The sequence below is a fragment of the Allopontixanthobacter sediminis genome, assembly GCF_009828115.1.
GTDB classification, from domain to species: domain Bacteria; phylum Pseudomonadota; class Alphaproteobacteria; order Sphingomonadales; family Sphingomonadaceae; genus Allopontixanthobacter; species Allopontixanthobacter sediminis.
The window spans coordinates 510,725-529,633 of sequence record NZ_WTYL01000001.1; the positions used below are offsets into that span (position 1 = coordinate 510,725).

17 protein-coding genes and 1 tRNA gene are annotated in these 18,909 nt (G+C 62.8%); 6 read left to right on the top strand and 12 right to left on the bottom strand.

All coding sequences use genetic code 11. The annotated features are described in order from the left end of the window. Complete coding sequence (locus tag GRI65_RS02660) at positions 1 to 645, top strand: NrsF family protein (protein ID WP_160754970.1); 645 nt, start codon at positions 1 to 3, stop codon at positions 643 to 645. A 99-nt stretch (positions 646 to 744) separates the two neighbouring features. Here the strand turns inward: GRI65_RS02660 and GRI65_RS02665 are convergent. Then, positions 745 to 819: transfer RNA gene (locus tag GRI65_RS02665), tRNA-Val, on the bottom strand. A 117-nt stretch (positions 820 to 936) separates the two neighbouring features. Further along, the gene (cpdR, locus tag GRI65_RS02670) at positions 937 to 1,326 is read right to left on the bottom strand and encodes a cell cycle two-component system response regulator CpdR (RefSeq protein ID WP_160754971.1); all 390 of its coding nucleotides are present in this window, start codon (positions 1,324 to 1,326) and stop codon (positions 937 to 939) included. 94 nt (positions 1,327 to 1,420) lie between these two features. On the opposite strand from cpdR, the gene GRI65_RS02675 reads away from it, so the two are divergent. Then, complete coding sequence (locus GRI65_RS02675; RefSeq protein ID WP_160754972.1) at positions 1,421 to 2,377, top strand: N-formylglutamate amidohydrolase; 957 nt, start codon at positions 1,421 to 1,423, stop codon at positions 2,375 to 2,377. Between the two features lie 216 nt (positions 2,378 to 2,593). Here the strand turns inward: GRI65_RS02675 and GRI65_RS02680 are convergent, their stop codons facing one another. Together GRI65_RS02680 and GRI65_RS02685 are read right to left on the bottom strand one after the other, a co-directional pair. Further along, positions 2,594 to 3,370 carry a SapC family protein gene (locus GRI65_RS02680; RefSeq protein ID WP_160754973.1) on the bottom strand — a complete coding sequence of 259 codons (777 nt, stop codon included), beginning with the start codon at positions 3,368 to 3,370 and terminating at the stop codon, positions 2,594 to 2,596. A gap of 143 nt (positions 3,371 to 3,513) precedes the next feature. After that, entirely contained in the window at positions 3,514 to 4,968 is a 1,455-nt protein-coding gene (locus GRI65_RS02685; RefSeq protein ID WP_160754974.1) for an FAD-binding oxidoreductase, read from the bottom strand. 195 nt (positions 4,969 to 5,163) lie between these two features. On the opposite strand from GRI65_RS02685, the gene GRI65_RS02690 reads away from it, so the two are divergent. Both GRI65_RS02690 and GRI65_RS02695 read left to right on the top strand, forming a co-directional pair. Next, positions 5,164 to 5,721 (top strand): hypothetical protein, encoded by a 558-nt coding sequence (locus GRI65_RS02690; RefSeq protein WP_160754975.1) that lies wholly within the window; start codon positions 5,164 to 5,166, stop codon positions 5,719 to 5,721. 131 nt (positions 5,722 to 5,852) lie between these two features. After that, complete coding sequence (locus GRI65_RS02695; protein ID WP_160754976.1) at positions 5,853 to 7,283, top strand: DEAD/DEAH box helicase; 1,431 nt, start codon at positions 5,853 to 5,855, stop codon at positions 7,281 to 7,283. 46 nt (positions 7,284 to 7,329) lie between these two features. Here the strand turns inward: GRI65_RS02695 and GRI65_RS02700 are convergent, their stop codons facing one another. After that, positions 7,330 to 9,651 carry an ATP-dependent helicase gene (locus GRI65_RS02700; RefSeq protein ID WP_160754977.1) on the bottom strand — a complete coding sequence of 774 codons (2,322 nt, stop codon included), beginning with the start codon at positions 9,649 to 9,651 and terminating at the stop codon, positions 7,330 to 7,332. A 210-nt stretch (positions 9,652 to 9,861) separates the two neighbouring features. Here GRI65_RS02700 and GRI65_RS02705 point away from each other — a divergent pair, with 210 nt between their 5' ends. Continuing rightward, positions 9,862 to 10,323 carry a hypothetical protein gene (locus tag GRI65_RS02705; protein WP_160754978.1) on the top strand — a complete coding sequence of 154 codons (462 nt, stop codon included), beginning with the start codon at positions 9,862 to 9,864 and terminating at the stop codon, positions 10,321 to 10,323. A gap of 25 nt (positions 10,324 to 10,348) precedes the next feature. Here GRI65_RS02705 and rsmD read toward each other — a convergent pair whose 3' ends face one another. Genes rsmD through GRI65_RS02720 form a run of 3 tightly spaced genes read right to left on the bottom strand, consistent with a single transcriptional unit; the run spans position 10,349 to position 12,968 of the window. Next, positions 10,349 to 10,903, bottom strand: a complete 555-nt coding sequence (rsmD, locus tag GRI65_RS02710; RefSeq protein WP_160754979.1) for a 16S rRNA (guanine(966)-N(2))-methyltransferase RsmD — start codon at positions 10,901 to 10,903, stop codon at positions 10,349 to 10,351. After that, entirely contained in the window at positions 10,900 to 11,757 is an 858-nt protein-coding gene (locus GRI65_RS02715; RefSeq protein WP_160754980.1) for a pseudouridine synthase, read from the bottom strand. The genes rsmD and GRI65_RS02715 overlap by 4 nt, the downstream gene beginning before the upstream one ends. A 50-nt stretch (positions 11,758 to 11,807) precedes the next feature. After that, positions 11,808 to 12,968 carry an aromatic ring-hydroxylating oxygenase subunit alpha gene (locus tag GRI65_RS02720; protein WP_160754981.1) on the bottom strand — a complete coding sequence of 387 codons (1,161 nt, stop codon included), beginning with the start codon at positions 12,966 to 12,968 and terminating at the stop codon, positions 11,808 to 11,810. A 91-nt stretch (positions 12,969 to 13,059) separates the two neighbouring features. On the opposite strand from GRI65_RS02720, the gene GRI65_RS02725 reads away from it, so the two are divergent. Continuing rightward, entirely contained in the window at positions 13,060 to 14,784 is a 1,725-nt protein-coding gene (locus GRI65_RS02725; protein WP_160754982.1) for an AmpG family muropeptide MFS transporter, read from the top strand. Here GRI65_RS02725 and GRI65_RS02730 read toward each other — a convergent pair. Genes GRI65_RS02730 through trpB form a run of 4 tightly spaced genes read right to left on the bottom strand, consistent with a single transcriptional unit; the run spans position 14,756 to position 18,898 of the window. Next, positions 14,756 to 16,039 (bottom strand): bifunctional folylpolyglutamate synthase/dihydrofolate synthase, encoded by a 1,284-nt coding sequence (locus GRI65_RS02730; RefSeq protein ID WP_160754983.1) that lies wholly within the window; start codon positions 16,037 to 16,039, stop codon positions 14,756 to 14,758. The two genes, GRI65_RS02725 and GRI65_RS02730, sit on opposite strands and share 29 nt — an antisense overlap. Before the next feature lie 19 nt (positions 16,040 to 16,058). Next, complete coding sequence (accD, locus tag GRI65_RS02735; protein WP_160754984.1) at positions 16,059 to 16,907, bottom strand: acetyl-CoA carboxylase, carboxyltransferase subunit beta; 849 nt, start codon at positions 16,905 to 16,907, stop codon at positions 16,059 to 16,061. Between the two features lie 9 nt (positions 16,908 to 16,916). Further along, positions 16,917 to 17,690: a tryptophan synthase subunit alpha gene (trpA, locus tag GRI65_RS02740; protein ID WP_160754985.1), complete on the bottom strand. Its 774-nt coding sequence runs from the start codon at positions 17,688 to 17,690 to the stop codon at positions 16,917 to 16,919. Beyond that, positions 17,687 to 18,898, bottom strand: coding sequence for a tryptophan synthase subunit beta (gene trpB / locus GRI65_RS02745; RefSeq protein WP_160754986.1), 1,212 nt, complete (start codon positions 18,896 to 18,898; stop codon positions 17,687 to 17,689). The genes trpA and trpB overlap by 4 nt, the downstream gene beginning before the upstream one ends. Between the last annotated feature and the right edge of the window lie 11 nt (positions 18,899 to 18,909).

The following is an 18,909-nucleotide window of genomic DNA, read 5'->3' on the forward strand; positions in this document are numbered from 1 at the left end:
ATGCCGACCGACAATCAGGATTTTATCGAAGGATTGGTAGGCGATCTCCGGCCGCATCAGCCGCTGACATTGCGGCGCGGGCTGGCGATAGCGGTAGGCAGCACCGCATTGACGGTCGGGATCATGGCCCTGCTCGCCGGCCTCCGCTCCGATGTGATGACCGGACATTTCAACCCGGTGTTCCTGCTCGCGACCGGCCTGTTCCTGATGCTCGGGGTGGCGGCCACGTTCGCGGTTATCAGTATGAGCCGACCGCAGGTCGGCAACACCCACGGCGGCTGGATGTGGGCCGCCGCTATGGCGGCGCTGCTGCCAGTATCGGCGGGTGTGCTGGGAGTCGCCGACCACGGCAGCGCTTTCTTCCAGTCCCAGCCGGCGCAGGGGATCGGCTGCCTGGTCAACGGGAGCCTGCTTGGCCTTATAACCGGCGGCGCGCTGACCCTTTGGCTACGCCGCGGCGCCCCGACATCGCCGCAGCAGGCCGGCCTGCTGACCGGCCTTGCCGCCGGGAGCGTGGGCATCTTCGCCTACTCGCTGCATTGCCCCTATGACGACCTCTATCACATCGGCATCTGGCATAGCCTCGCGGTCGCCGCGAGCGCACTCGCCGGACGGATATTCGTCCCTGCGCTCATCCGCTGGTGACCTCGGGCAATCGTTCTGCGGCGTGATACGACGCGCCGCGCAAAGACACTCCGAGCAACAAAAAACCCCTCAAGTCCGGTGACTTGAGGGGTTTTTGAATGGTGGGCGTAGAGAGAGTTGAACTCCCGGCCCCTGCGATGTCAACACAGTGCTCTACCACTGAGCTATACGCCCACATTATTCATCGCTGACTAAACAGCAGGCGCGCCCTCTAGCGTCTGGCTACGGCGGGCGCAAGTAGGTGTTTGGCTTGGCGTACCGGAATGCCTGCGCGCCCGGGTGATACGTTCCTTAGAGGCTGGCGTGAACGCGGTCTTCGAAAGCCCGCTCCACTTCCAGCACGAGGTCGCGCAAGTGGAACGGCTTCGACAGCACCTTGGCCTGGGGCTGTTCGCGGCTGGCCTTCAGCGTTACCGCCGCGAAGCCGGTGATGAACATCACCTTCGTGCGCGGGCTAATCTCGTTGCAGCGCTGAGCCAGTTCGATCCCGTCCATCTCCGGCATCACGATGTCCGACAAAAGCAGATCGAAATGCTCCTGTTCGAGGAAGGGCAGGGCGGCGGTGCCCCGGTCGACGGCTACCACGTCATATCCGGCATTCTCGAGCGCACGCGCGAGGTAACCCCGCATCGCTTCTTCGTCTTCAGCCAACAGGATTCGCAGGGTATCGGGTTTTTCCATGATCGGCCCATAGACGACTTCGCTTAAAAAATCTTTGCAACTGTTTCGCATGCCCCGCTTTGACACGGGGCGGGTAAGCGCTAATCCTCTTTCGATGACCCGAACCCCGCTAGAAGCCAGGATCGACCAGGAGTGCCCAGTCCAGTCAGGCGGCACGATTCCCGGCACAAGCGAACCGGCGTTTTCGCTTCGCCAACCCTCCGATTGTCCGATACCGGTCATGATCGCGGCGCCCCATGCAGGACGGGCGTATTCCCCCGCCTTGCTACGAGCGATGCGGGATCCGGAATACTCAGCGATTCGCCTGGAGGACCGGCATGTCGACCGTATTGCGCTGGAAATCGCCCGGCAAACCGGTGCCGGGCTGTTGGTGGCCCACGCTCCGCGCGCCATGATCGATCTCAACCGGGCAAGCGATGACGTCGATTGGGAGATGATTCGCGGCGGCCAGCCAGCGAACGAGAAACGCACGCTGGCCAACCGGCGTTCGCGTACCGGACTCGGACTGGTTCCGCGGCGGCTGGCCCGCCATGGTGAAATCTGGAAGGAGCAAATCAGCCGCGAGGAATTGGATGCGCGAATAGAAGGTGTTCACCGGCCTTACCACCAAGCACTGGCCAAGGCGCTCGAGACCGTGCGTGACCGGTGGGGCGCTGTCCTGCTGATCGACCTGCATTCGATGCCGCCACTCAGGCCCCGGCACGAAGGTGACCGGCCACCTGAGATCGTCATCGGTGACCGCTTCGGAGCTTCGAGCGATGGACTGCTGGTGGCAGGGGCTTTCGCATACCTAGCGCGTCAGGAAAAAGCGGTTGCGCATAACCGGCCGTATGCCGGCGGCTACGTGCTTGACCGGCACGCCGCACCGGCGCGCGGCATACACGCCATGCAGATCGAGCTGTGCCGTTCGGCCTATCTGGACCGGCGTCTACAAGAGCCCTCTGCACGGATGGCAGGCGTAGTCCGGTTGGTTGCCGGACTCGTGCGGGAACTGGGCGATACGACTGCGGCTCTCGGCCGGACGGGCAGCTTCTCGATCGCCGCAGAATAGACTTCGCGAAACTTCAAAAAAAACCACCCCGTGCTTATCGCACGAGGTGGCCAAGGTTCAGGGAGGTGTGCACCTAGTGCACGGTTCAGGCGGGCCATGAGGGTAGCGCCGCCGAACAAATTCAAGATAGGGCGGGATCATTGCCAGTTCAAGACTGGTCTGTCGCTTCGTTGACCCTTCCTGCCGCAGTTTCCATTGCGGTCGTATAAGCAGGGCTTAGCCTGCGTCTGCCAGCTTCGGTCCCTTGCCCTGCTGCAACTGGCGCGAGAAAATTACCCGCATCAGGTCGAGCGAGAAAATCTGGGCGTGAATCAGCGCCATCATCCCGTTCTGGTTCCAAGTCCGCAGCAGGTCACCACGCAGTTCCTGGAGCTTTTCCTGGTTGATCATCTGGAAGCCGCGGTAAATGAATGGCTTTTCCGGATTTTCGTTCTGCGAAATGGAGATTTCGCCGTCCATCAACAGGTCGTGCTTTTTCAGCTCGTCGACAAAGGACTTGGTACGTGCACCGGCTTGTTCGAACCGCTCGCAGAACTGCAGGATGTCGTTGGTCGTAGGCGAAGCCTTGCCTTCTTCATCGAACAGAGGATTGCCTTCTTCGAATTCACCGATCGAATCGGCGGTCGGATCGAAGCAGAGCGACAGGTCGTCGGTCTCCGCGGTCAGTTTTGCCAGCATGAAGGGATAACGGCGGATATAGGCGGGAATATAAATCGGGTCATCGATCTTTCCGGCTTCGTTCACGAAGGTGTTGACGCCTTCATTCAGGCCCATGAGTGCCAACGGAAGCGGGTTTTCGCCCGAGGAGAAGACGATCGGAAAATCGCGCTGCGCCTGGACGAATTCGTCAACCGTCAGGGGAATGGCATGCTGGCCGACCAACCAGAGTGCTGCATCGACCGACTTGCTCTTCCAGTTCAGATGGTCGCGGCTGTTGAGCGGCATCAGGTCTTTGTAAAACAGGGGCAGGGTAGGTTGCGGCGCGCTGGCCATGAAGTTTCTCCAATATTAGAAATGCGGAACAGTTGCCAAGGCGGTGGCACCGTGATGCCTGCCGCTGAAATCGCGTGAAGCGCGCGCTTTAAGGGCTGGCGGCCCGGTAGGCAAGGCCGGACCAATTGCGCTCGTGCGGCGCGTTAGACCGGTTTGCGGGGCATCGGATCGACGTCGGGCACCAACTTGCCGGGGTTGAGCAGGTTCGCCGGATCGAGCGCGAGCTTTACGCTGCGCATCAGCGCGAGCGCGACCGGATCGCCCAAACGCGCAAGCTCGTCACGCTTCATTTGCCCGATCCCGTGTTCCGCACTGATCGATCCGCCCACTTCGGTCACCCGGTCGTGAACGAATCGGCTGACCGTCTTGCCGTCCGTGTCCTCCCATTGCCCGGCGATTGCACCGGTCGGCGCGAGCACATGAAAGTGGACATTGCCGTCCCCAAGATGCCCGAACGCCAGCGCCCTTGTGCCGGGAAAGGCCGTCTCGACTTCTGGAACCGTCTGTTCGACAAAATCCGCCATTTTTGCCACCGGCACGGAAATGTCGTGTTGCATCGCCGGCCCGAGCGCCCGCTCGGCCACTGATATCGAATCGCGCAGCAACCACATCGCCTCGGCCTGGGTTTCGTTTTCGGCAAGGGCGGCGTCGCCAACCAGGCCATCGTCAAGCGCGCTGGTCAGAATTTCCTCGGCTTGCTCGCGCACCGCTTCTTGCGCGCCGGGCGCGGAAACCCATTCGATCAGCACGTTCCATTCATGCTCCTGCTCCAGCGGGGACCGCGCGTTGGAAAGATGATCGAGAACTGCAGTTAGGCAATGCCGCGGAAGAACTTCGAAACCTTCGAGCGTATCGGGCGACTGCGCTTCGCAGCGCAGCAGCAACTCGCGTGCCGCCGTCAGGGAACCCAAGCCCACCCACGCCACGACCCTTCCCCCGCTCGCGGGCAGCAGGCGCAGGGTTGCCCCCGTCACGATGCCCAACGTGCCTTCCGATCCGATCAGCATCTGCTTGAGATCGAAGCCCCGGTTGTCCTTCTTCAGCGGAACAAGCGTGTCGAGGATCGCGCCATCCGCCATCACGGCTTCGAGACCGAGGACCTGCGCGCGCATCGTGCCATGCCGCAACACCTGCGTGCCGCCAGCGTTGGTCGAAATCAGGCCTCCGATGGTGGCGGAGCCCTTGCCGCCGAGCGTGAGGGGAAAGCGTAATTCCTCGGCCGCAGCGGCCTCGTGAAGTGCCTGAAGGACGACACCGGCCTCGCAAGTGACCTTCCGGCCGATTGGATCAAGCTCGACGATCCGGTTCATTCTACGGAGAGACAGGACCACCGCGTTGCCGCTGGCATCCGGGGTGGCTCCGCCGGACATCCCGCTGTTGCCCCCTTGCGGTACGACCGCGATGCCATGCTTTCCGCAAAGCTTCATCAATCTGGATACTTCGTCCGTGTTGGCAGGCGACGCCAGCGCCAGCGCCGCACCATGATAACGGCCGCGCCAATCGGTCAGCCACGGGAGCACGAGGTCGGGATCGGTGGTGAAGCCGCGCGGGCCAAGCAGGTTCTCCGCGGCGCTACAAAAGTCGTCTTGATCGGTCATGCGTCGCCTATGCCACAAAGCTGGCGGGTGCCGCCAGAATTAGCGTGCTGCAAGACCGCACCGACGTTGGCGGAACCCGGTCCGGGATTAAGCCGTCATTCAACCGTCCATGCTACACAGGCAGGGCAACCCGGTGCGGTAAGCGGTAGACCGCGCTGCGATCAGGCTGCATGAGGAGCTTTATTCAAGCCTTAAATGACCAGTCTGTCTGCCTTTCTTGCCCCCATTGCGATGTTGCTGCCCGGTCCGGGGCCGGCGGCCGACGTCTCGTGGGACGCCGCGCTTACACCGCAGGAGGCGAGCGCCCAGCAGCGTGCGAAGCTTGCCGGGTCCGGCTGGTTGATGATCGAGGCGATGGAGCAGGTTGCAATCAACCGTCAGATCCGCATCGAACGCCGGATCACCATCCGGATTTCTCCTGCCGCACCGGGCGACGCGCGAAGCCTCATGGCCGATTTGCCTCGCGGGGTTATCCCGGCAAACATGGTCGAGCGCAAGTTCGGCAAATGCGTGCCGATCAGCTCCATTTCCGGAGTGCAACCTACGCAGGATAACCGCCTGATGCTGTACCTTCGCGACCAGCGGATAATCAGCGCCAGCTTGGAAAAAGCCTGCAGCGCGCGGGATTTCTACTCTGGGTTTTACGTCGAAAAGAACTCTGACGGAATGCTGTGTACCGGCCGCGACAAGCTTCATTCGCGAACCGGCGCGAATTGCGAAGTGGACCGAATGCGGCAACTGGTGGCCCGATAGCTTCGGGGCAGGCCCCAATTCCTTGACTTTTCCCACCACACCGCGCAAAGGCGCGGCGTTGTTGTTAGCGGGCGCAGAAGGTCCGCACCCACGGGGGATGCCATCCCCATATACCGGACAATCTGACCTACATGACTTTTGCCGATCTCGGCCTATCCGACAAGTTGCTGCAAGCGGTGGAAACCGCGGGCTATAGCGAGCCTACGCCAATCCAGGCGGAGGCTATTCCCGCCATCCTGATGATGAAGGACCTGATTGGCATTGCCCAGACAGGTACCGGCAAGACCGCCAGCTTCGTGCTGCCGATGATCGACGTCCTCGACAACGGCCGCCGTCGCGCGCTGATGCCGCGATCGTTGATTCTGGAACCGACCCGTGAACTCGCGGCCCAGGTGGCTGAAAATTTCGAGAAATACGGTGCCAACCACGATCTCAAGATGGCGCTGCTGATCGGCGGCGTGCAGATGGGCGACCAACTTAAGGCGCTGAACGAAGGCGTTGACGTGCTCATCGCCACTCCGGGCCGCCTGATGGACTTGTTCGAACGCGGCAAGATCATGCTCAACGGCTGCGAGTTGCTGGTAATCGACGAAGCCGACCGGATGCTCGACATGGGGTTCATTCCCGATATCGAATTCATCTGCTCGAAACTGCCCGCCACCCGGCAGACCATGCTGTTTTCCGCGACGATGCCGCCGGTGATCAAGAAGCTGGCGGACAAGTTCCTCACCAATCCCAAGCAGATCGAAGTCAGCCGCGCGGCCAGCACCAGCGAAAACATCGCCCAGTTCAAGGTGATGATGACGCCGCGCAAGAAGAAAGAAGCGCTGCGCTGGTTCCTGCGGAACGATAACGTGAACACCGCGATCGTGTTTTCGAACAAGAAAACCACCGTGCGTGATCTTGCGAAGACGCTCAAGAAGGATGGCTTCAAGGTGGGCGAAATCCATGGCGACATGGACCAGTCTTCCCGCATTGCGGAACTCGACCTCTTCAAGTCGGGCCAGATCAACATCCTGGCCGCGTCCGACGTCGCGGCTCGCGGGCTCGATATCAAGGGCGTCAGCCACGTGTTCAATTTCGACACGCCGTGGCATCCCGACGATTACGTTCACCGCATTGGCCGCACCGGGCGCGCTGGTGCCAAGGGGCGCGCGTTCACCTTCGTGACGGCGGAAGATGCCGAAGCAATCGCCAACGTTGAAAAGCTGACCGGCATGGTCATTCCGCTTTACGCACCGGCCAAACCTGCACCGAGTGCCGAAGCGGAGCAGGAAACCCGCGCAGCACCCGAGAAATCCCGCGAAGATCGTTCGCCCCGCGGCGAACGCTCGCCGAGAAAACCGCGTTCGGAAAGATCCGAGCCGAAAGCCCGGACGGACAGGGACGAAGACAACGCGCGGCCAGAACCTTCCGAAGCCAAACCGGCCCGCGCACCGCGCAAGGTGTCCGATAAAGCTGCCGAGCCACGCCGGAACTACCGCGAAGACCGTGATCCGCCGAGCGAACCCGGTGAATGGAACGGTCCGGTACCGGGCTTCCTGGATATCAGCGCTACCTGATAGTTAGCTTCAAGCCGGCTAGCGCCGGCCATCCAACTGTTGCGGCTTAGTCCGCGACGTTGACGAAGCTATCGATCACACGCTTGGTACCGCTGGTATCGAATTCGATCTCCAGTTTGTTGCCTTCCTGCCCGATCACTTCGCCATAGCCGAATTTATCGTGGAACACCCGCGCACCGACCGCGATGTCGCTGCGGGGCTGGGCAGCGAAACTGGCCGCGCTGCGCGTCGATTCCTTCAGCCGCAATTGCTTGGTATCATAGCCGCTGGTGAGCGCGCGCTGCCAGCCGGGGCCGCGTTGGCTTGAGCGTTCCGGGCGGCTGGTGCTGACATGCGCAAAGGGATCCTCGCTCTCGCTCCAGTTGGCCTGCCACAACGACGCTCCGCCGGTCATCGTGGTCTCGCGGGTGACGTGATCGTCCGGCAATTCCGCGACAAAGCGTGACGGGATTGAGCTGGTCCATTGGCCATAGATGCGCCGGTTCGCGGCATACAGGATGGTGCAGCGTTTACGCGCCCTGGTGATGGCGACATAGGCCAGGCGGCGTTCTTCCTCGAGACTGGCAAGGCCGCCTTCGTCGAGGGACCGCTGGGACGGGAACACGCCTTCTTCCCAGCCTGGCAGGAAAACATTGTCGAATTCCAGGCCCTTGGCCGCGTGCATGGTCATGATCGTCAGCTTTTCCCCGTCGCCGGCCCGTTCATTGTCCATCACCAGGCTGACATGCTCGAGGAAATCGCCAAGCGTCTCATACTCTTCCATCGCACGAGCGAGTTCGGAAAGGTTTTCCAGCCGGCCCGCGCTCTCTGCGGATTTTTCGGCTTGCAGCATGGCGGTGTACCCGCATTCGTCCATTACCGTCCGCAGCAATTCGGCGGGCGTCGTCTGTTCGGCAAGTTCTTTCCAGCGCAGGAAATCCCGCATCAACGCGGCGATGGTCCCCGCGGCGCGCTTCGGCAGTTCGTCGCTATCGGCCAGCTGGAGGGAGGCAGCGGCGAGCGGCATGTCCGTCGCGCGGGCGTGCTGGAACATCTTCTCCAGCGTTTTCGCTCCAAGGCCGCGCTTTGGCTGGTTGTAAATCCGTTCGAACGCCAGATCGTCGCGCGGCTGGGCGATCACGCGCAAATACGCCAGCGCGTCACGTATTTCCGAGCGTTCGTAGAAGCGGAAACCGCCGATGATCCGGTAATTGAGACCGATCTGGATGAACCGGTCTTCGAATTCGCGGGTTTGATATTGCGCGCGAACCAGAAGTGCGACCTGGTCGAGCGAGGCGCCTTCGCGTTCCAGCCGTTCCGCCTCCTCGCCTACGCGGCGCGCTTCTTCGGGGGCGTCCCACACTCCGATCACGCGGACCTGGTCGCCGCCTTCGAACTGCGTCCACAGTGTCTTGCCGATCCGCTGGCTGTTCGCGTCGATCAGGCCGGATGCCGCGGCGAGGATATGCGGCGTGGAGCGGTAATTCTGCTCCAGCTTCACTACCTTCGCCCCGGGGAAATCTTTCTCGAACCGGAGAATATTGGCAACTTCGGCGCCGCGCCAGCTGTAGATCGACTGGTCGTCGTCACCGACTACGCAGATATTCTTGCGCTCCTGAGCAAGCAGACGAAGCCACAGGTACTGCACCTGGTTGGTGTCCTGATATTCGTCCACCAGGATATATTTGAAGCGCTGCTGGTACATCTTCAGCACCTCCGGCTCACGCCGCAAAATGTTGAGCATGTGCAGCAGCAAATCACCGAAATCGCAGGCGTTCAACGCCTTCAGCCGCTCTTGGTAGAGCGTGTAGAACTCTTGGCCCCGTCCGTTCGCGAAGGCCTCGTTCTCCGCTGCATCGAGATCGGCAGGATTGAGGCCGCGGTTCTTCCATCGGTCGATCAGGCCGGCCAGTTGCCGCGGCGGCCAGCGCTTTTCGTCCAGGTCCTGGTCGCGGATCAACTGCTTGAGCAGGCGCAACTGGTCGTCGGTGTCGATGATCGTGTAATTGCTCTGCAGGCCGACCAGCTCGGCGTGCCGGCGCAGCATTTTCGCGCCGATCGAGTGGAACGTGCCCAGCCACGGCATTCCTTCGACCGCGTCGCCGATATGCCGCCCGACCCGTTCGCGCATCTCCCGCGCGGCCTTGTTGGTGAAGGTGACACACAGGATTTCGCTCGGCCAGGCTTTGCGCATGGCAACGAGGTGGGCGAGGCGCGCCGTCAGCGCCGCCGTCTTGCCCGTTCCCGCGCCCGCGAGCATCAGTACCGGCCCCTCGGTGGTCAGGACCGCCTCTTGCTGGGGCGAATTGAGATTGGCCGCATAGCGGGGCAATCCGCTATCGGTCCCTGCACTCGGCATGGTTGCGGAAGAGGCAGGCGTGTCGTTCATGGGTAAGTGAACAGGTAGAGAACAAGGCCGGGTGTTGCAAGGTCAATAGGCTGGCAGCCGCCGTTTCAATCCGTCTTATCCTGTGCACTGAACTCGCCCGAATGTCCCGTAATCGGGATGGGCGGGGAGCCCCCATGTTGTAGCTTGGGCTTCAAGGGTCCAGTTAGATCGCAGGGTTCGTCACGCAGGGTTACACTCAAGGAGTACACCATGCGTAAGTTATTTGTTTTCACACTCGCTGCCGGATCGGCGGCCCTCGCGGTTCCCGCGGCGGCACAGGACAGCCAGCCAGCCAGCGACGGGGCAATGCCTCCAGCTACTGCGGCGATGCCGGCTACGGATATGACCCCGGCACAGAAGGCCCAGTATGACAGCTGGTCAGCGCAGGAAAAGGGCACCTATGATGGCTGGTCAGCCGACCATCAGGAATATTTCTGGACATTGCCGCCGCAGCGCCAGTCGATCTACTGGCGGCTTTCGGAAGCGGACCGTGCAACCATCGCTGCCATGGCAGACGCCGACCGTGAAACGGCATGGAGCCGGGTTGAGAGCCAGGTAGCTGCACAGGCCGAAGCAGCGCCGCCGCCTCCCGAAAGCGACGATACCGCTCCGCCACCGGCTGAGCCCGATCCCACACAAGGCGATCCAACAGAAGATCCGCCAATGAAGTAAGCCCGGGTCGCGAAAAAAGTCGGGCTTACAACTCGTCGGGCGCGCTGTGCAGCAATGTCAGCTTGGCGCGCCCGACCTTACGTTCCGCGGCAACCGTCAAGCCCTCCACAATCACGTCCTCGTTGAATGCGGTTTCTGCCGCAATCCAGGTTCCATCCTCGATCCAGCCGAGCCGTTGGAGGCGCTCAAGAGCGACCGTGGCCGCTCCGGAATAATACGGCGGATCAAGCAGAATAAGATCGTAGCCTTGCCGCGCCGGACCAAGGCTCATGACCGAACCGGCACGGATGTCCGTACGGGAACGGGCATCGAGAGCGGTGACATTATCGCGGATTGTCTTCAGCGCAGCATCATCCTGCTCAACGAACAGGCAATTGGCCGCACCGCGCGACAGCGCCTCTATTCCCAGCGCACCAGACCCTGCGAACAGGTCAGCGATCCGCAAATCATTGAAACTGCCAAGGCGGCTGGCCAACATGTTGAACAGCGTTTCGCGCGTCCGGTCGGCGGTCGGACGAGTCGCCTCGCCCTTGGGCGCTACCAGTTTACGCCCGCGCCAGTCGCCGGCGACTATCCTCATTTCTTGATATCCCGCAGCAGGTCCTTACGGAATTTTTCCACCTGGGCCTGGGGAATTTCAACCGCCGTGCCGCGCGGCAAATTGCCCATTTCGAACGGGCCATAGGTGGTCCGCATTAGCCGCGAAACTTCCAGCCCGAGATGTTCGAGCACGTTGCGCACTTCGCGGTTCTTGCCTTCGCTGATGGTCATTTCGATCCACTGGTTGCGGCCCGTGCGCCGTTCCAGGTTGGCGTTGATCCGACCGTAATGCATCCCGTCGATAGTAACGCCCATCATCAATTCTTCGAGCTGCGCCTGGCTGATATCACCGAAGGCGCGCGCTCGGTAAGTGCGCGGTATGCCTGACGAAGGAAGTTCCATCGCACGCTTCAATTCGCCGTCGTTGGTCAGCAGCAGCAGGCCTTCCGTGTTCATGTCGAGTCTGCCAACCGGCATCAGGCGGGGCGCGTCCTTCGGCAATGCGTTGGTCAGCGCGGCGTAGATCGTCGGCCGTCCCGCCATGTCGCGTTCTGCGGTGAGCAGGCCGGTCGGTTTGTTGAACATGAACAGCCGCGCGGGTTCGATCCGGCCGACCGGCTTGCCGTCGACCGTGATCCCGGTGAGCGTGGTCAGGAAGGTCGCGGGCGTATCCAGCAACTTGCCGTCCAGTGCGATCCGGCCGTCCTCGATCATTCGCTCGATCTCGCGGCGGCTGGCGATGCCGGCGCGGGCGAGCAATTTGGCGATCCGGTCGCCTTCCGGACGGTCGGGTGACCGCTCCGTCGAAGGGCCGCTGGCGGGCGCGTGTTCGGATGCGCCGGACGTCGGGGATTTTTCCGGTTTGCCGGTGCGGGGTCTGTGGGGTTGGGCCATTGGCGGCCTCTAGACGTTTCGCGCGCATCACGCAAAGCGAACTGTTGCCGTCAGTTTGCGGCGCGGATCGCCTCCTGCACCGTTTCGTGAAAGCGCAGGATGCCGGTTTCCAGCGTGCCGAGGGTTACGTGATCCACCGCGCCGCTCGACAGCCCCTGTTGACCTAGCTCGGCAGCGCGGAAATCTTCCGAGGCAAACACACCTCCATCGAGCAAGCTCCAGCTGCGTTCCCAATGGTCGCGTGCCTTGTCGGATTGCGGCGCTTCGGGGATCAGCATGAAATCTTCCACCAGCGTGCGATTATGCGCCTGCGGCATCAGGACCAGGATATTGACGTAATCGGGGCTGGGAATGATGATCGTAGCGGGCAGCAACTGGTAGGCGAAGGTTACCGCGCGCCGCAGGGAAACCATGTCGGTGAGATCGACATTGGCCATGTCCTCGGCGCGGCCAACGGCAGAGCGGGCATGGGGGCCGACCATGTCGCCCGAGGTGATTCCGTCCTTGAAGAACGGGCCGATGGTTTGCGCGTGCAGGCGGGTTACGTGATAGCTCTCGAGGAACGCGTCCATGATCAGCTTCCAGTTGCCGGCCACGTCGTGGGTCTTGCGGCGGAACAGGTGGTGATCCGCCATGCCGAAGGCGTTGAAATCCTCGCCCAGCCGCTTCGCATCGGTGAAATCCGCGCCTTCGACCGGCGCGAACCAGATAAGGCCGCCCGATTCGATACTTGGCAATTCGACCAGTCCGTGCGCGCGCTTGTCGAAGCCGGGGAAGGTTTCAGGGCGGGGCAGGGCGATCAACTTACCGTCGAGCTTGTAGGTCCACGCGTGGTAGGGGCAGACCAGCCGCTTGGCACAGACGGTTTCCGTACCCTCCACCAGCCGGGTGCCGCGGTGCCGGCAGACATTCAGAAAAACATGCGCGGTTCCGTCCGCATCGCGGGTCAGCAGCAGCGGACGCCCGGTCGCATCGTGCGGTATGGCCATGCCGGGGTCGGGCAGAAGGGCTGACGGCGCGATGACCTGGGGCAGCCGTCCGAACAGCGCGCGCTTCTCACGCTCCCAATGATCGGGATCTGTATAGACGCTGGCGGGAACTTGGGTGACGCCCCGCGTTTCGCGCGGCTCGTCGTGCAGGATGGCTTTCGCCAGCGCCAGTTGACCTGATGTCGGGCGTTTATCCTGCGCGATTGTTCCAGCTTCGTTCATCCCACTCTTCCTTAAATCGGCAAGCACGCTAGTGTCGCACGAAACGCGCGACGTGCAAAATATTGCATCGTGTAACGAGGGACCGGACTGCATGGCCACATCGGCAAATTCTCCTTCCAAACCCGGCTGGCGAGAGGTCCTCGCGGCCCTGCGTCACCGGAAGACGGGCTATATGCTGCTGTTCGGTTTCGCTGCGGGTCTGCCGTATGCGTTGCTGCTCGGGACGCTCTACGCGTGGCTGTCCGATGCGGAGATAGACCTGGAAACCATGGGCGTCTTCTCGCTCATCGGGCTCGCTTACGCGTTCAAATTCCTGTGGTCGCCGGCGCTGGACCGGGTGAACCTGCCCTTCATGCGGCGGCTGGGCAAGCGGAAGCAGTGGATTGTCACCGCGCAGTTGTTCCTTGGTGCGTCTTTGGTCACACTCTCTCAGCTCGATCCCGTTGGGGCGCTTGGATGGTTCTCGTTGCTCGCGGGGCTCGGCGCCTTCGCCAGCGCGACGCAGGACGTGGTGATCGATGCCTGGCGCGTGGATGTGGCCGACGAGGTCGCGACCATCGATATCCTCTCGACCGTCTACCAGATGGGGTACCGGCTGGCAGCGCTGGCGGGCGGCGCATTGGCGCTGGTCATGGCGGAGCGGACCAGCTGGCCGACGGTTTATCTCACCATGGGCGCGATCCTGCTGGTCGTCGGCATTCTGGGCCTGTGGGCGCCTGACACTGACGCCAGCGTAATCGAGGCGATCGAGGGCGAGAACGATGACGAGCACGGTTTGCGTCAGGCGGGCCAGGTAACCCCTCGGGTGCGCGGCTGGGCGCTTGCCGGGGTCGGCGCGCTGTGGGGCTGGGCCCTGATCGTGGTCGGTGTGTTCATGGTCCGCTCGCTCGGCAGCACACCGGAAGCGCGTCCCGATTCGGTGGAGTTCATTACCCGGATGGGTCCGCTGATCGTGATCGCGACGGTGGTAATTCCTGCCTTTATTGCCGCGTGGCTCGTCCGGCAGGAGAAGACGGGGCGGAACCTGCTAGCCGCATCACAGCCCGCGCGCAGCAAGGGCGACCGCATTCTCGACCATCTGTACCGCGCGCTGGTTCTGCCGCTGACCGAATTTGTCGGGCGGATGGGCTGGTCGCTGGTGCTGGTGCTGGCGCTGGTGCTGACTTACCGGATCACCGATTCCGTCTGGGGTACCTTCGCGTACCCGTTCTACCTCGGCGAGCTGGAATATTCGAAAGACGAGGTCGCGTTCGCGTCCAAATTCTTCGGGGTTGGCGCGGTGGTTCTGGGGCTCGCGCTGGGCGGATACCTGCTGACTGCGCTGGGCCGGATGCAGACGCTTCTGCTGGGCGCGATCCTCGCCGCTCTGACCAACCTGCTGTATGCCGATCTGTCAGTCGGCGGCCACGGCCTCGCCGTTGCGAGCCGGTTCACGGGTTTCAGCTGGGCAGTCGAAGCGCTGGGCAGCGACGTCCGGATGGCGAAGTTGCTGCTGGCGATCGGGCTGGAGAACCTCGCCATCGGGATTGCTGGCGCGGCCTTCGTGGCTTGGCTCTCGTCCATCGTCGCCAAGGGCTACAGTGCGGTGCAGTACGCCTTGCTGTCTTCGCTCACGATGCTGGTTGGTACCCTGGGGCGCGGTGCGTTGGGCCAGATGATCGAGGAGCGCGGCTATTTCGACGTGTTCATCCTGACCACGGCGATCGGCGGCGTGGCAGTGGTTCTGGTGATCATCGAATGGATGCGCAGCGCGCGCAAGGAACGGCTGCTGCCGCCCGACCCGGAAGTCAGTCGGGCAGTTCCCGATTCAGCCTGAGGACTTCGCCGGCCAGATAAAGAGACCCCGCAATCAGCACGGGCAGGTCGTCATCGGGTAAGGCCACGACGGCTGCCGGAACATCGGCGGCGTGCACGGCGCGGAGGCCGAAGGCGGCGCGGCTGTGGCAATCGTGCTGCGGGACGGGCACCGCAGTCAGGCTAGCAGTTTCACGCGCTAGTGGCTCGATGATCGCTGCGGGGTCCTTATTCGCCAGCATCCCAACAATCAGGTGCAACCGCTGTCCGGCGAAATGCTGCTGGAGCGCTTCACCGGCACTGGGGTTATGGCCGCCGTCCAGCCATACTTCGCGCTCGCCCGCCAGCGGCCCGGGTGACAGGCGCTGGAGGCGCGCGGGCCATGCGGCTGTGCGGATGCCTTCGGCCATCGCTTCGGATGAAACCTCGACCGCATCCTGGTGCCGCAGCATCGCCACCGCGAGGGCGGCGTTCTGCATCTGGTGCTGGCCGGGCAGCGTCGGCAGGGGCAGCGTGAGGTCACCGAGCTTGTCGCGGTATTCCAGTCCCGCAATCGCGCTGACATCCCAATCGCGCCCGCGCATTGCCAGCACCGCTCCGGTTTTTTCGGCGGCGCGTTTGATCTCTTCCTGAGCTTCATGCGGGTAGTTGAAGGTCACCAGCGGGCAGTCCGCCTTGGCGATGCCCGCCTTCTCGAACGCGATCCGGGCGAGGGGAATTTCCGGTGCGCCGTCCTCGGGGGCCAGCAGGAAACGTTCGTGATCAATCCCCAGCGCGGCAATGCCGCAGGCGGCGGGGTGTTCGATGACATTGGTCGCGTCAAACCGGCCGCCTAGGCCGACCTCCACCACACAGGCGTCGGCGGGAGTACGAGAAAAGGCAAGGAACGTGGCGGCGATGGTAACTTCGAAGAAGCTGGGCGCGAGATCGTCCGACTGGTCGAGCACTTCGGCGAGCAGATCGGCCAGCAACGCGTCGCCAATCAGTTTTCCGGCAATGCGGATGCGTTCGTTGTAGCGCACCAGATGCGGGCTGGTGGCCATGTGGACGCTCAGGCCCTGCGCCTCCAGCATGGCGCGCAGGAAGGCGCAGGTGGAACCTTTGCCGTTGGTACCGGCGACATGGAACACCGGCGGCAATTGCCGGTGGGGATTGCCCAACCGGTCCATCAGGACGTGGATTGTTTCCAGTCCGAAACGCCCCTGCGGCAGGAATAATGCCGCCAGCCGGTCTAGCTGGCGCTGGACCGCGGGGTCAGCGGAACGTGCGAAATCCATCGGCGGATTTCCGGCCGCGCTACGCAGCCTTCGCCGGCTGCAGGTAATCGAGCACCGTTGCCAGCGTTTCGCGCAGCCGGTTGCGGTGCACCACCATGTCGACCATGCCGTGCTTGTGCAGATATTCCGCCCGCTGGAACCCTTCGGGCAGGCTTTCGCGGATCGTGTCCTGGATCACGCGCTGGCCGGCAAAGCCGATCAGGGCGTCGGGTTCGGCAATATGGACATCGCCGAGCATGGCGTAGCTGGCGGTCACGCCGCCAGTGGTCGGATCGGTCAGTACCACGATATACGGCAGTCCGGCGGACTTCAGGCGGCGGGTCATCACTGTCGCCTTGGGCATCTGCATCAGGCTGAGAATGCCTTCCTGCATCCGCGCGCCGCCCGCTGCGGTGACAACGATATAGGCGCAGCCCCGGTCCAGCGCTTCCTGAGCGCCGGCGCAGAAAGCCTGGCCCACCGCCATGCCCATGGAGCCGCCCATGAAGTGGAAATCCTGCACCCCGACCACTGCCGGGCGGTTATCGATATTCCCCGAACCGACGCTGAAGGCATCCCGGTGGGGATTGGCGGCGCGCGCGGCCTTCAACCGGTCGACATATTTCTTGGAATCCCGGAACTTGAGCGGGTCTTCGCGCACTTCTGGCTGCGGCAGCATGGAAAACCCGTCATCCAGCAGCAATTGCAGCCGCCGGTCGGCGCCCAGCCGCCCGTGATGCTCGCAATGCTGGCACACGCGCCAATTGTCCTCGTAATCCTGCTGGAACAGCATTTCGTGGCACTTGGGGCATTTGATCCAGAGATTGTCCGGCGTTTCCCGCTTGGGCAGGAACGGCAGGGAATTACGGACCCGGGAAATCCAGTTCATATCTAATCCTTATCGTGCCGAATGGACGGCATGCGCGAGCGCTGATGTCAGCTCTCTTAGCGCAGCGGGAGCGTCTTCGCCATGTTCGGCGACCAATTCCACCAGTGCAGAGCCGACCACGACGCCGTCGGCGACCTTGGCAATAGCTGAAGCCTGTTCGGGGGTGCGGACACCGAAACCGACCGCTACTGGTATGTCGGTCGCGGCCTTCAGGCGGGCAACGGCATCCTCGATGGACGCCATGGCCGCCTGTTGCTTGCCGGTAATTCCGGCGACGGAGACGTAATAGAGGAACCCACCGGAACCATTGAGCACTTGCGGCAGGCGCGCCGCGTCAGTGGTGGGCGTAGCTAGGCGGATCGGGGCGACACCCTTTGCACGCAGGGCCGGGCCTAGCGCGGCGTCTTCTTCCGGCGGGATATCGACGCAGATCACGCCGTCCACTCCGGCCGCTTCGCACTGGTTGGCAAACCATTCCGGACCGCGACGGATCATCGGATTGGCGTATCCCATCAGCACGAGCGGAGTATCAGGATGGCGCGCGCGAAATGCTGCCGCGATGGCGAAAATGTCGGCGGTGGTCGTGCCCTTGGCGAGGCTGCGGATATTCGCTTCCTGGATCGCCGGACCATCGGCCATCGGATCGGTGAACGGCATGCCCAGCTCAATCACATCCGCGCCCCCCTCGACCAGCGCGTCGAGATTGGCGGCGGTGTCGCCGTCACCTGCGGTGACGAAGCAGACGAGCGCGGGTTTGGCGAAGGCATTTGCGAGGCGGGTCAAATCTCCACTCCCAGCGCCTCGGCCACAGTAAAGATGTCCTTGTCACCGCGTCCGCACAAATTCGCGAGGATGATTGCATCATTGGGCATGGTCTTGGCCACTTTCGCGACGGCGGCAATCGCGTGCGACGGTTCCAGCGCGGGGATGATCCCCTCGGTGCGGCACAGCAACTGGAAGCCTTCCAGCGCCTCATCATCGGTGACCGAGGTGTATTCGACACGGCCGTTTTCCTTCAGCCAAGCGTGTTCGGGGCCAATGCCGGGATAGTCGAGGCCCGCGCTGATCGAGTGTCCTTCGGTGATCTGACCATCTTCGTCCTGCAGCAGGTAGGTCTTGTTGCCGTGGAGCACGCCGGGTGCTCCGCCGGTGAGGCTGGCGGCGTGGGCCTTGTCGAGGCCGTGGCCCGCAGCCTCCACGCCGAGCATCTTTACTTCGGGATCGTCGAGAAACGGGTGGAACAGGCCCAGCGCGTTGGAGCCCCCGCCGATGCAGGCGACCAGCAGGTCGGGCAAGCGGCCAACTCGGGACAGCATCTGCGCGCGCGCTTCGATGCCGATGATGCTCTGGAAATCACGGACCATCTCCGGATAGGGATGCGGGCCCGCGGCGGTGCCGATGATGTAGAAAGTGTCATGGACATTGGCGACCCAGTCGCGCAGCCCTTCGTTCATCGCGTCCTTCAGCGTTGCCGCGCCGCTGGTGACCGGGATCACTTCCGCGCCGAGCAATTTCATGCGGAACACGTTGGGCTGCTGCCGGGCCACGTCAGTCGCGCCCATGTAGATGACGCAGGGCAGGCCGAAACGCGCGCAGACGGTTGCCGTCGCCACGCCGTGCTGGCCCGCGCCGGTTTCCGCGATGATCCGCGTCTTGCCCATGCGGATCGCGAGCAGGATCTGCCCGATGCAATTGTTGATCTTGTGCGCGCCGGTGTGGTTGAGCTCGTCGCGTTTGAACCAGACTTGCGCCCCGCCGAGTGCGTCGGTCAGCCGTTCCGCAAAATACAGCGGGGAAGGGCGGCCGACGTAATGTTCGAGCAGATCGTCGAACTCAGCCTTGAACGCGGGATCGGCCTGCGCGGCGCGGTATTCACGTTCAAGATCCAGCACCAGCGGCATCAGCGTTTCGGCGACATAACGCCCGCCGTAATCGCCGAAATGCCCCTGTTCGTCGGGCTGGTTGCGGAAGGAATTTGCACGGTCTGTCATAGTGTCTGTCG